The organism is Yersinia sp. FDAARGOS_228, from assembly GCF_002073315.2.
Taxonomy (GTDB): domain Bacteria; phylum Pseudomonadota; class Gammaproteobacteria; order Enterobacterales; family Enterobacteriaceae; genus Yersinia; species Yersinia intermedia.
On the sequence record NZ_CP020409.2, the window covers coordinates 212,324 to 225,131 of the forward strand.

A 12,808-nucleotide genomic window follows, 5' to 3' on the forward strand; every position below is an offset into this window, starting at 1 on the left:
CGTGGCTGCCTTACCAGAAACAGATCTGGTAGGCAGTTACTGCGCACCTTCCCCGCGTTGGTTTCTGCTGATTACGTTTTTTGCCATCTCTACGGCAGGTTTGCCGTGGGCGCAACATGAAGAACGTTCATGACATGACAGTAAGGCCTGAACCATGCAATTTAAAAATTTCACCCGGCAGTTGCTCAATGTACTGAGCCGTAACCTGCCTCGCCGCCTAATTCGCCGGGAAACCATGTTAGATGGTTTGCCGCAGGGAAGTGCAACGAAAGATTTGCCCGCAGCGCTGACTGAACAACGATTGCAGTGCGCGAATGAAACGCCGCAACAACTTTATCTGCGTTTCCAAAGCCACCCGGAAGGGTTAACGGAACAAGAAGCAGAAGCCATTCGTCTGCAAAGTGGCAGCAACCTAATTGAAAATCAGCAAGCGACCCGTTGGTGGGTTCACCTATGGCACTGCTATCGCAACCCCTTTAACTTACTGCTCACCATTCTGGCCCTGATTTCCTACGCCACCGAAGACCTGACCGCCGCATTGGTGATTGGTGCCATGGTGCTGATTTCCACCCTGATGCATTTTATTCAGGAAGCGCGTTCTAACCGCGCTGCGGATGCCTTGAAAGCCATGGTCAGCAATACCGCAACCGTAGTGCGCAGCGATGCCCAAACGGGAAAGAGTGAACACCGCGAGCTACCAATCTCTCAGTTAGTGCCTGGCGATATCATCAAACTGTCTGCGGGCGATATGATCCCGGCAGATTTACGTATTCTGGCGGCCAAAGATCTGTTTATCAGTCAGGCCGCCTTAACCGGTGAGTCACTGCCGGTTGAGAAAGTGGCGCAATGCCGTGAGTGTGAGGAGCAAAACCCACTCGAACGAGACACGCTGTGCTTTATGGGCACCAATGTCGTTAGCGGTTCGGCACTGGCTATCGTGGTGGGCACCGGTAACCAAACCTATTTTGGTCTGCTGGCAGAGCGTGTGACACATCAGGATGAGCAACCTAATGCCTTCCAGAGTGGCATCAGTAAAGTCAGTTGGTTGCTGATTCGCTTTATGCTAGTCATGACACCTATCGTGTTGTTGATCAACGGTTTTACCAAAGGTGACTGGTGGGAAGCCGCGCTGTTTGCGCTCTCTGTTGCCGTGGGTTTAACCCCGGAAATGCTGCCGATGATCGTCACATCGACCTTGGCAAAAGGGGCGGTAAAACTCTCCAAGCAGAAAGTGATCGTCAAGCGCTTAGATGCCATTCAGAACTTTGGCGCGATGGATATTCTGTGTACCGATAAGACCGGCACCCTGACGCAAGATAAAATTGTGTTGGAAAGCCACACCGATGTGTTCGGGGCCAACTGTGAGCGGGTGCTGCACTACGCCTGGCTCAACAGTTATTACCAAACGGGATTGAAAAATCTGCTGGATGTCGCGGTGTTATCTTCCATGGCTGAGTCAAAAGATTCAAAATCTCAGGTGGCCGACACGTTGGCGGGTTACCGCAAAATTGATGAGATCCCATTCGATTTTGAACGCCGTCGCATGTCAGTAGTGGTCAGCGATAAAGCGGATTATCACGAACTTATCTGCAAAGGCGCGCTGGAAGAGATGCTGTCCATTTGCCGCCATGTCCGCCAAGGGAGTGAAATTATCCCATTGACCGACGCGCTGTTGGCACGCATCCGTCGCATTACCGATGAGCAGAACCAGCAAGGACTGCGGGTGGTGGCAGTTGCTACCCGTATCATGCCCGCTTATCAGCAAAACTATGCTGTTATCGATGAATATGACCTGATCCTGGAAGGTTATATCGCCTTTCTCGATCCGCCGAAAGAGAGCACAGCGCCGGCGCTACTGGCGCTAAAACGCAATGGCGTTAACGTCAAAATTCTTACCGGTGACAACGAGTTAGTAGCGCGTAAGGTATGTAAAGATGTTGGATTATCTGTCGAGCATGTCTTGCGTGGCAGTGATATCGAACAGATGACAGAGACACAACTGACTGAAGCCACCCGCACTACCACCGTGTTCGCCAAGCTGACACCAATGCACAAAGAGCGCATCGTACAGAACCTGCGTAATGCCGGTCATGTGGTCGGTTTTATGGGAGATGGCATCAATGATGCCCCGGCACTGCGTGCTGCTGATATTGGGATCTCGGTAGATTCAGCAGTAGATATTGCCAAAGAAGCCGCCGATATCATCTTGTTGGAAAAGAGCCTGATGGTGTTAGAGCAAGGGGTAATTGAAGGCCGCCGCACATTTGCCAATATGCTGAAATACATCAAGATGACCGCCAGCTCTAACTTTGGTAACGTCTTCAGCGTGCTGATTGCCAGCGCATTTTTGCCCTTCCTGCCTATGTTGCCGCTCCATCTGTTAATCCAGAATTTGATGTACGATATTTCGCAGATTGCCATTCCATTCGATAACGTTGATGAAGAGCAATTGGCAAAGCCACAACGTTGGAACGCCGGCGATTTGGGGCGATTTATGGTGTTCTTTGGTCCGATAAGTTCTATTTTTGACGTACTGACTTTTTGCCTGATGTGGTGGGTATTTAAAGCCAATACGCCAGAAATGCAGACATTATTCCAATCCGGTTGGTTTGTTGAAGGACTGCTGTCCCAGACCTTAATTGTGCATATGATCCGTACCCGTAAAATTCCCTTCATCCAGAGCCGTGCCTCTTGGCCGCTGTGTCTAATGACACTGGCGGTGGTGGTGATTGGTATCGGGCTAACCTTCTCTCCACTGGCTGGGTTCCTGCAATTACAAGCGCTGCCACTTTCTTACTTCCCATGGCTGATAGTGATCCTAACCGGCTATATGGTGACAACGCAGTTGGTTAAAGGGTGGTTTGTGAGGAGATATGGCTGGCAGTGATTTGATTATTAACGGCGTGAGTGCTGCGCCACGCGAAACACTCGTTATAATGTTTCTTGTGGCGCAACAGGGAACGATAAATGATAAAAAGTTGGAAACACAAGGGACTGCAACGCTTCTTTGAAACGGGTTCTGCCGCAGGTATTAACCCCCAGCATGTTAAGCGACTCCGTGGCCGTTTGCGATTTATCGACTTGGCGGAAACGATTGAAGATGTCAATGTTGCTGGGTACAAACTCCACTCGTTACAGGGTGACAGAGAAGGGATCTGGTCAGTCACGGTAAGCGGAAACGGGCGCATCACCTTCGAGTTTAAAGACGGAGATGCGTTTATTCTTAACTACGAGGACTATCACTAATGAAAATGCATAATCCCCCGCATCCGGGAGAAATGATTGAAGGCATCCTCGAAGATTTGGATCTTGGGATTAGGGAGTTAGCAAGAGCGTTAAACGTTGCGCCATCCACGGTGCAGCGGCTTGTCTCTTGTCACTCTGCGGTGTCACCGGAAATGGCGGTGAAACTGGCGGCGGTTCTGGGAAGCACTCCGGCAATGTGGCTCCGCCTCCAGGCGGCTTACGATCTGGGGAAAGCAGAAGAGAATATCGATATTTCAAATCTAACTAAATTGTACAAGCCGGACCCCGTATCATTGCATAACTGATACGCTCAAATACCCCCTATTTTTCTAAAGGCTGTCCACTCATGGATGGCCTTTTCTGATCCATCGCTAGAAATGTGCTTTGGCATAACTCAAATTCGACTCAAACAATCAATCGCTATCGCCTTGAAGCTATCAAAATGCTGACTGCTCAATAAACGGCTCATTGAACGCTCTCGCACAAAAGTAACGAACAAGTCATAAATCGCCATCGCTTCTTCATAGTCAGTTTTACTGATCGCTAACAGGAAAATGACATGGGCTACCTCACCATCCCCCCAGGCAATGCCATTGGGCGCTAGCAGGGTAACCACCACGGTCTTTTTGGCTAACAGACCGAGTGAGTGTGGCAGTGCAATCCCCTCCCCCAGCATGGTGGAGACAATCGCCTCACGCTCCACCACTGACGGGTAAAAGTCTGCATCAACGAACCCTTCTTCTTCTAACTGACTGCACACTTTTTTAAATAATTGTTCTTGTGTCATCGGCTGGTCGATAATCATAAAATGATTACTGTCGAAAAACTTTTCCAACATATAAGGGCGAGTGCGATCCACCAGCACCAACTTACCCAGTTGTTCTAACTGATATTCAGTCGGAAACGGTGACATTACCACTACCGGCTTATTCTTTTCCGCCAGGCGTGAGTTAGAAATAATAAAATCTTCGTCGATATGGTCGAGATTTTCGTAATCTCGCAGGGAAATGGTCTGTGTCATCACGATCTGCGGATACTTACGAGCAATCTGTGCCTGAATCATTCGGGTAGTAGAGTTACCGGTATCACACACCAGCATCACCTGTGGGTGACGTTGATAACCAATATTGTAATGGCGTTCCAACCCCACACCGATGTGCAGTACCAGATAACCTATCTCATTTTCACTCAAGCTATAAGGCGTATATTTACCCCAACTGGATACCGCCGCCAGTGTTACGTCATAAGCCATCGGATAGTGCTGTTTAATATTGGATAACAATGGGTTAGGGATAGTTATCTGATACTTCACCCGCGTAATCATGGTCTTGATATGGGTGAGTAAATCAATTCGTAGCTGCTTATCACCCTGCAAATTGTAGTTATAGTGTGCGTTGATATAAGAGAGGATGTAATCCACCAATGTCTCTTCATCATCGGCATTGATTTCACTGGGGCGACTGGCACCAGGCGGGCTGGCTTGCACCCGGCGGGCGGCAATATTGACCCGCAAATACGCTTCTTCTGCTGCGGAAATATCTTTACCCGATAGTAGTTTCAACTCATTTGCCAAACGGCCGGAGGCGAGCTTGACCGCCTCATCCACATCTTCAGCATCAAAATCTGATAACGGATAACCATCGGTGATACGTTTGATTGCCACCGCGCAGTAGAAAATCAGGTAGTGCTCGCCCTCATCAGTTAACCGTACCGCATATTGCGCCAATAGCTCATGCAGCAATCCCGTTAATTCGGGGATAGTCTGAATGTTAAGAAACTCATTTTTTAATAGTGGATTATCAGCATCTTGCAGATGTAGCTGAAACAAAAGGTCGGTCAAACACGTACGAATTGCCAACTCAGTACCAAACAATTTCATGCCGTAGCGTGGCTTGGTTTCAATCGTCAGATGGTATCGGTTTAGCCTTTCTCTCACCTCAGCCATATCATTTTGCAATGTGCCACGGCTAACAAACCATTCATCGGCTAAATCTTCCAGCTTCAATGAAAAGGCAGAGGTCAGAAAACGGATTAACAGGTAATGCACTCGCTCATTGGCGGTTCGCGGGGTTAGGTGCGTTTTACGGTTTTGCTGCTGTAGAGCGCGAAAGCGCTCAGCATCATCGATCATCAATCGGTAGCCAAAGCCACGGTTATGGATAAAGTGCGCGCCATAATGTTCAAGGATCTCATTCAACGCCGTAATATCTGCCCGCACTGTACGTGTCGAAACCGCAAAACGTTTCGCCAGCTCATCCTGAGGCAGCGTTTCCGATTGCAATGCATCGAACATGTAGGCCAGACGTTGATAGGGAAATCTCACTGCTCCACTCCGTTATTTAGGGTGTATGGGCACCCCCCGCCACCATGGCCGCAGGGGGAGCGTTATCTCACACGGCAACATCGGCCTTCACCGCTAGTGAGTTTACATCAGGTAAATCAAAGAATTACGGCACTATTTTTTTCACGATAGCCAATAATGTTTGCACATCTTCTGGGCGGGTATTGCCTGTTTTGCTGTCAATTATCGAACTGTAGATATGCGGGATAATTTTCGTTACCCCGGCATCTAATGCGATTTGTACGATTTGTTCAAAATTATCCAGACTGATGCCGCCGGTAGGTTCCAACCAGAAGCCAGTAGCAGCACAAGCCTCAGCCACAAAACGGTACTCATCGATAGAATCCAACCCGTTCATTGGGAAAAACTTTAGCGAACTGCCCCCCATATCTTTTAACATAGCAATGGCGGTGGTCACTGGAACAATCGCTTCCTTTTGCTGTGAACTGAGCGGGCCGGTGGAGATATTTACGTAACCCACTTTGCCAGTCGGTGAAATCAAGCCATTCACCACAGTATCATGCTGCCCCAATAAAGCACGACTTGGGCCAACACCTGTAAATACCTGATTTACATGTTGCGGTTGCACCTGCTGTGAAATCTGGCTGACCATTGTTGATTGCTTCGGATCCCCCGCGCCCAACCCTACCGACAGGGCATTATCGATAAGAGCTGCGTATTCGCGCATATCTTTGACTGCGCTATCGACATCAGAATAGTCCTTCGATAACACCCCCACCAGGACATGGCCTTCAGCGGCTTGATAAATCTCGCGTGCATTCTCTTTTGAACCGGCCAACACATTCAGGCACACCCGGTCACGGTAATAATTCGGGGTCAGTTTCATTAGTCAGGCTCCCTTAGCCAGGCGGTTAATGCAGGTATAAATTATCTCAAGTTGTGATGGCGTGACACTGCGCACATCCACTTCAATTTTGCCTTCATTGGCTTTATAGGCACGGAAGTAAATGGCGATATCACCATGTTTCAGCGCATCCACCAAATCCGGTGTCGAGTGCCCTATTTTGGCTTCATCAAAACTGATTTCAGTACGGGCAATATCACGCCCGGCAGCATCCCAAACCACTTTCGCCGACACACCGTCAATGGTATTTAGCTGACTGATAAATGGTGTCATTTTTTCTACCATTTGCTGACCAGTCTCTTTTTCCAGCGTCATATAGCTTTCAATGGCACGGGTCAGGCCGAGAATGCCCTCTTTACCCACTTTCATCGCCCGGCCAATACCGCTTGACTGCAACTTCACCCAATCAACATAGGTTTTTTTGCCTAAGACCAGCCCGCTGGTTGGCCCTTCAATGGCTTTGGCACCACTGTAAATCACCAAATCTGCCCCCATCTGGTAATAACACTGCAAGTCTTCTTCCGCTGCCGCATCAACAATTAATGGCAATTGATGTTTACGGGCAATCACAACCGCTTGCTCAACAGATAAAATGCTTTTTTGTACACAATGGTGGGATTTTATATACAAGATCGCCGCAGTATTTGGCGTGATCGCCGCTTCCAATTGCTCCGGTAAACATTCGTTGGCATAACCAGCTTCCACCACTTTGCCCCCGCCCAGCGTCACCATGGTATCGACCGGCGCACCGAAGTTAACGTTATGGCCCTTCGGCAGAACAATTTCATGTGGCACTGCGCGCGGGGCAGCATGTAGATTAACCAGTAAATTGGCATCATCTTTCACGATCACCGCAGCGACCGACTGAGCAATGCCGGCAGAAGCGCAGGAGACAACCACCGCGCTCTCAACATTCAGCAAGTCAGCAATGTAAGCACCGGTCTTATTGACCAAATCTTTCATTTCGAAGTAATGGTTTAGGCCCAGCTCTACCGCCTCAACCACATCCTGTCGTGGCGTTGAAACGCCCAACATCGTCATGCGACCAGAAGCATTAATCACATGTTTTAACTGGTATTTTTCATAGACTGAAGACATCTTTTGACTTCCCTTCGTCAGTTAATACTACGTCACCAGCAACGACCGCCGCTAGTGGCACCAGATACGTCTCACCGGTAACCGATTTACCTTCTGAATCGCTAAATAGCTGAGGTTGCTGTTTCAGCTCAAAAATCGTCAGGTCAGCGTCATAGCCCGTTGCCAGTATCCCTTTATGAGTCAAATGCAGGGCTTGCGCGGCATTTTCTGTCACACAAGCAATGACCTGTTTAAGGCTCAAACCGAGGGTGAAAAATTTGGACATCACCATCGCCAGACTGTGCACTGGCCCGTTAATACGGTTGCGACAATAAATATCGGAGCTGATGGTGTGCGGGTAAATACCTTGCTTGATGGCCAGTTCGGCGATATCAAAGCTGAAACTGGCACTGCCATGCCCAACATCCAGTAGCACACCGCGTTTCAATGCGCGTTGAATAGACTCACGCAAGGTCCCGGCAGGTGTCAGAATACGATTAGGTTTGCCGTTATAGCAGTGAGTAATAATGTCGCCTTGCGTTAACAAGTCGGCGATCTCATCCAAATCCGGCGGGTTATTGCCAATATGTACCATCAAGGGTAGCTGATTGTTTTCTTGTTGAATCTCTTTGGCTCGCACCAACGGTTTAATGCCGTTTTTACCGACCACGCTGCTACTCATGCGGGCTTTAATACCGATAATAAAACCAGGATTACGGGCAATAGCCTGACTGACACTTTGCTTATCAATCTGCGCCATATCCGCTAATTCGTTTTGCGTCACGATGCCGGTTTTCGCAATATTCAGAAAAGCATAAACATGGGTTTTGGCGGCACGGGTCAGGCGGTAAAAATCATCCACATCATTGGCACCAGTGCTGCCGGCATCCACCACCGTCGTCACGCCACTGGCAACTCCGACCAAATCGGCTTCGTCATGATAAATAGGGGATGCGGGGTAACAATGCACATGGGAATCAATCCAACCAGCACTGATGTAATATTTCCCAGCCAAATCCAACACTTGTTTAGCGGAATAAACTGAAGGCTCGGCTTGATTATTGTCGTCAGTGGCAATAGCCGCATCAACGGCCACTATTTTTCCATCATTAATTACGATATTAACCTGACGGCCGTCAACTAATAGTGCGCGTGTGATAATAAAGTCATACATTATCTTTATTCTCCATTATGTCCTTCTTACTTGACGTTGCAGCAGGGTTAGTAGGGTAAATATCCAGTAATCTGGATATTTACCCCAGACATCATGAAATAGCGACCGGGAAAATAGACCCTAAAATCATGGCACCCAAAATTGCGCCACCGGTAATCGGTTTATTCCACAGATAAAACAGTAAAGCGCCGCCTAAAGAACCGATCCCAATGGGAATTGATGCTGTTATGGCTGACAGAATAATCAATGGCCCGAGGAAGCGACCAGAGGAGTTACCCGCCCCCATCATAACGTCAGCACCATAAGTTGAATTACTTTGGTTAATCGTGAATTTACGCGCCAAAATAATCAGATAGCCGATAGCTAAACCAATAATCAGGCCGGTTACCAGTGAGGCTGCAAAATTAGCCACCGGGAAGACAAATCCGGCTCCCAGTAATAATGCTGGCACACCCAGACCGACACCGGTTTGAATCGCACCACCGATATCCAAAATACCGACAAGCGAACCTTCAATAATACGGGCAAATAAGAAACTGGCACCAAATGCAGCCACCGCACCATAAACACCAGTATCCATACCGGCACGTAGCATTGAAACAAATGCCACTTCGTTAAATGCGCCGATACCATATAAATAATACATATGAGTACCCGCAAATACGCCGGAGGATAATAACCCTACAAAGATCGGAAATGACCAGTCGGCATACCAGAAATTATTCTTGGTTTGTTCATCCATCATCAAGTTCCTCTCGTTATGTTATTTTCCGCTCAATGCGTTATGAATGGTATCGAGCCAAACCGGCGCGCTCAGGCTAAATGACTCCAGGAATTTCAGATCGAACCCGCGGAAGAAACCACTGAGCACAAATAACAGCACAATGACTGTCATCATGATCTTAGTCACTTTATTCCAGCCGCTTTCCTCAACACCTTTACCAATTAAAATACCCAACACCAGACCAGGTACGGCATTACCCATGATTAGCTGAGCCAACCCGCCAAAAATAGTGGCCCAGAAACCAGAGCGACGCCCGGCATCAATAGCCGCCAGCCAGAAAATAACCGGCATCACGGTGTTAACCAGAATATTCGCTGCCGGTACCAACACTTTAATTGCAGTGACCTGTAATGCTGCTGGTACCGCAGAAGCAGTGGTGTTTAGGAAACTGACAACAATAACCCCGATAATCCCGCAGGCAATTGCCATCTTTTTCGGGTTATGCATGGTTTCCGCTACATTACGATTTTTAATCATCAATGCAGCAGCACCCCAGTTAGGAATGATGCGGTGGTCGACGTCCTGAGTAAAGGCACCGGCTGCCACCGAAGAGGCCCAGGCGTTGAAGAAGAAGCCTAATCCAAAGGAGAAGTGCGATGCCGGATCTCCCTCACATGAGTTCAGTTCACCCAAGGTACGAAATGCTCCCATACCCTGTATTGTCGGTGCATGAAACATACGGGCAGCCCCAACACCCACCCCCACACCGACCAGTCCGCCGATAATAATCGACTTAAAAAGAATGATTAGAAACATCAGTATATCCTTTTCATTTAGATATGAAGACGACCTTATCTGTATTAATAATTGTCACGTTCACGGTGATATCTAATTCAACGCTATATGTCTTTCTTTCACGCGGCAGGAAAAAGAATAAAAACTTTTCATTTTTAACTGATAATTCTGCGTTTAATACTTTTACGTCTTGTGGTTCAATCCGTAACAGAATATTTTGTGTCGATTTCAACACCGTATTCTGGACATTACCGAGTGCATTAGCGAAAGCTTTTTCCTTGCTATCACCTTTACCTTTAACTTGCACCTGAGTGGTATATTGTTCTTTCATTACGGTTGACCGTATTTCTTGATATAGGCTTCCACTAATCGCTGACCTAATTCTTCTTTATCCATAAATCCGAAGCCCAACACTTTGCAACCTTCATTTATTGCCGTCACGCCTTCGTCAACGGAACGCATGCCATATTTTGCTTTATAACCATATTTGTTTTGTGCCGTAATAGCACCCGCACCACCACTGCCACAGAATGAAATGCCGAAGTCAGCTTTTTCACTGTTCATCACATCACCCAGTTTCATATCTGCGGCGACACCGGGAATAACCACCACGCGGCCACCAGCCAATTCAACACCCTGACCCACTTTTTGGCCTTTACCTAGACGGTCGCCAATCACAACGGTAATTTGACTCATAATCTCTTCTCCAGCTCACTATTTTATGGGTTATTGTCTTTCGCTACTTCAAAATGAACCGACAATAAATAGGCTTCTTCAATAGGTAAATTGGCAAATTTATCGACCACCTGCTGGGCCATTTGCATCGAATGTGCTGAAATCTCATCGAATAATGATTTATCCACTTCAGGTAATGGCTCACCGGTTATTGAACGCAACACCATGGCACGAATATGTGATGTCAACATTTGTTGCTGAACTTTATTGGTAAAAATATTTTCAGCATCCAACATCGCGGTAATTTCAGCTAATACCCGCTCAGTAATGATAATTTCCTCTTCTCTTCCAGGTTCCTCGGCTGCACTCAATGCGGCTACATCATTCACGCTGGTAATCCCCTATTTTTTGCTATACCCGCCATACTTCAAGCTACGGAGTGTTGGTTGTGTTCTCTCGCTCCAATCGCCTACTTCGGTAAGCGCCCAAGGACTCACTCCCTTGCCACCCGCCTGCAACTCGAATTATTTAAGGTATGTAACAACTTTCTGACTACAAAGATAAGTTCAGTTATCTTCTCTCTGCGCTATAACCTCACCCTACCTGCAAGCGGAATAGCTGTGTAGCGGCTTTTTTTCCAGTTCAAAGTGGAAATGTAATGTACTGGGGGGATCACTTTCGCAAAACACAGCTATTAAATAGCTAACTTAATCATTAACAACAAAATAACTTTTATATAAATGCACTGGGTTCGTTTGTAGTGGAAAAAAGTTCGTGATCCTGATCTCTTTCTTTTCTAGCCAGAAGCGCCTAATATCAGATTAATATTAAGCTATTTTCTAGCACCCCCTCTCCTATGGCGTGGGGGTGTTGTTTTTATGTTTTGCTGAAATTGAATTGGAGAGTGGTATGACCAAGCCAACCATCACGATTAACGAGCTGGATGCTGAACGTTTGGATGCGTTACTGGCGCAACCGGCCTTTGCCGGTACAGTGGTCGCACAAGCGCTCAATGAAGAACTGGATCGTGCAGAAATTCTGCCACCCAACGCCATTCCGGCAGATGTGGTGACTATGAATAGCCGTGTGCGTTTTCGCGATCTGAACAGTCAGGAAGAGCATATCCGCACACTGGTGTATCCGGCATCGCTAAAAGACAGTAACGAACAACTTTCCGTGATGGCTCCGCTAGGTGCGGCATTGCTGGGGATGCACATTAATGATGAAATTAGCTGGAAGCTGCCAGGTGGGGATGAAACCCGCATTACCGTGTTAGAACTGCTGTACCAGCCAGAAGCAGCCGGTGAATATCACCGCTAACATATTCCTAAAGCCATTGGCGTTACCGCCAGGCAGCAAACGGACAAGTCCCGAATCACTGACTCAAGCCAGTGATTCGGGTGAAAGGAATTATTAACGATACTTTTTATGGTAGGTATCACGGGTCGGTTTAAAGTCTTGGGCTGCTTTCTTAGCCTCATCGAGCTTACCTTGATTCGCCAATGCCAGCGCACCATCAATCTGCCCGATAAATAAGTCCAAACCATGGCGGAAATCCTTCACCTCCGCGCTGCCCTCGCCTTTACTTATCAACTTGGTAGGTATGCCCTTTTGTGCATCCTGCGCCGCTGCACGCATCGCCTGCAAGCCTTCCTTCATCACATCAGTAGAGTCAGCCTTCAACACTTTGCCGTAGTTCTCGGCAATGGTCTCCATATTATCCGACACACTGGCCGCCATCGCTAAAGTACTGGCGCTGAGTAACACTGCCGCCATTAACGCCATCATTTTCTTACCCATGCTCACATTCCTTCTATACCCTTCTGACATGACATCGCAGCATTGTTCGCAGCAATGTCACGCTTTGGGTAGGGTTATTGTTATTGAAACACTGATCATTAGTACATTGCT

General features: G+C 47.7%; 14 protein-coding genes. 4 read left to right on the top strand and 10 right to left on the bottom strand.

Annotated features, from left to right (window positions below):
* Positions 1–154 precede the first annotated feature (154 nt).
* The 3 genes from mgtA (at position 155) to A6J67_RS01015 (ending at position 3,551) form a co-directional block, all read left to right on the top strand.
* On the top strand, positions 155–2,887 hold the full coding sequence (gene mgtA / locus A6J67_RS01005; RefSeq protein WP_050296881.1) for a magnesium-translocating P-type ATPase: 2,733 nt from the start codon (positions 155–157) through the stop codon (positions 2,885–2,887).
* A gap of 80 nt (positions 2,888–2,967) precedes the next feature.
* Complete coding sequence (locus A6J67_RS01010) at positions 2,968–3,246, top strand: type II toxin-antitoxin system RelE/ParE family toxin (RefSeq protein ID WP_050073837.1); 279 nt, start codon at positions 2,968–2,970, stop codon at positions 3,244–3,246.
* Positions 3,246–3,551, top strand: a complete 306-nt coding sequence (locus tag A6J67_RS01015; protein WP_032906974.1) for a HigA family addiction module antitoxin — start codon at positions 3,246–3,248, stop codon at positions 3,549–3,551. The genes A6J67_RS01010 and A6J67_RS01015 overlap by 1 nt, the downstream gene beginning before the upstream one ends.
* 89 nt (positions 3,552–3,640) lie before the next feature.
* Here A6J67_RS01015 and A6J67_RS01020 read toward each other — a convergent pair whose 3' ends face one another.
* From A6J67_RS01020 to A6J67_RS01060, 9 genes are all read right to left on the bottom strand, one after another.
* A complete protein-coding gene (locus A6J67_RS01020; protein WP_072103864.1) occupies positions 3,641–5,569 on the bottom strand; it encodes a BglG family transcription antiterminator in 1,929 nt (642 codons plus the stop codon).
* A gap of 124 nt (positions 5,570–5,693) precedes the next feature.
* A complete protein-coding gene (gene dagF / locus A6J67_RS01025; RefSeq protein ID WP_050088578.1) occupies positions 5,694–6,434 on the bottom strand; it encodes a 2-dehydro-3-deoxy-phosphogluconate aldolase in 741 nt (246 codons plus the stop codon).
* 3 nt (positions 6,435–6,437) lie between these two features.
* Positions 6,438–7,550, bottom strand: a complete 1,113-nt coding sequence (locus A6J67_RS01030; protein WP_032906975.1) for a DgaE family pyridoxal phosphate-dependent ammonia lyase — start codon at positions 7,548–7,550, stop codon at positions 6,438–6,440.
* Positions 7,534–8,703 (bottom strand): amidohydrolase/deacetylase family metallohydrolase, encoded by a 1,170-nt coding sequence (locus A6J67_RS01035; RefSeq protein ID WP_080608021.1) that lies wholly within the window; start codon positions 8,701–8,703, stop codon positions 7,534–7,536. Before A6J67_RS01035 ends, A6J67_RS01030 begins: the two co-directional genes overlap by 17 nt.
* Before the next feature lie 91 nt (positions 8,704–8,794).
* Positions 8,795–9,445: a DUF4310 family protein gene (locus tag A6J67_RS01040; protein ID WP_032896643.1), complete on the bottom strand. Its 651-nt coding sequence runs from the start codon at positions 9,443–9,445 to the stop codon at positions 8,795–8,797.
* A 21-nt stretch (positions 9,446–9,466) separates the two neighbouring features.
* Positions 9,467–10,243 carry a DUF4311 domain-containing protein gene (locus A6J67_RS01045; RefSeq protein WP_004392358.1) on the bottom strand — a complete coding sequence of 259 codons (777 nt, stop codon included), beginning with the start codon at positions 10,241–10,243 and terminating at the stop codon, positions 9,467–9,469.
* Between the two features lie 13 nt (positions 10,244–10,256).
* A complete protein-coding gene (locus tag A6J67_RS01050) occupies positions 10,257–10,553 on the bottom strand; it encodes a DUF4312 family protein (protein ID WP_032906976.1) in 297 nt (98 codons plus the stop codon).
* Positions 10,553–10,918: a glycine-rich SFCGS family protein gene (locus A6J67_RS01055; protein ID WP_005188517.1), complete on the bottom strand. Its 366-nt coding sequence runs from the start codon at positions 10,916–10,918 to the stop codon at positions 10,553–10,555. Before A6J67_RS01055 ends, A6J67_RS01050 begins: the two co-directional genes overlap by 1 nt.
* Before the next feature lie 23 nt (positions 10,919–10,941).
* Positions 10,942–11,193: a glycine dehydrogenase gene (locus A6J67_RS01060; protein WP_408068443.1), complete on the bottom strand. Its 252-nt coding sequence runs from the start codon at positions 11,191–11,193 to the stop codon at positions 10,942–10,944.
* A 613-nt stretch (positions 11,194–11,806) separates the two neighbouring features.
* On the opposite strand from A6J67_RS01060, the gene rnk reads away from it, so the two are divergent.
* On the top strand, positions 11,807–12,217 hold the full coding sequence (rnk, locus tag A6J67_RS01065) for a nucleoside diphosphate kinase regulator (protein WP_042570073.1): 411 nt from the start codon (positions 11,807–11,809) through the stop codon (positions 12,215–12,217).
* A 93-nt stretch (positions 12,218–12,310) separates the two neighbouring features.
* On the opposite strand, the gene cybC is transcribed toward rnk, so the two are convergent.
* The gene (gene cybC, locus A6J67_RS01070) at positions 12,311–12,697 is read right to left on the bottom strand and encodes a cytochrome b562 (RefSeq protein ID WP_005188526.1); all 387 of its coding nucleotides are present in this window, start codon (positions 12,695–12,697) and stop codon (positions 12,311–12,313) included.
* Positions 12,698–12,808 lie beyond the last annotated feature (111 nt).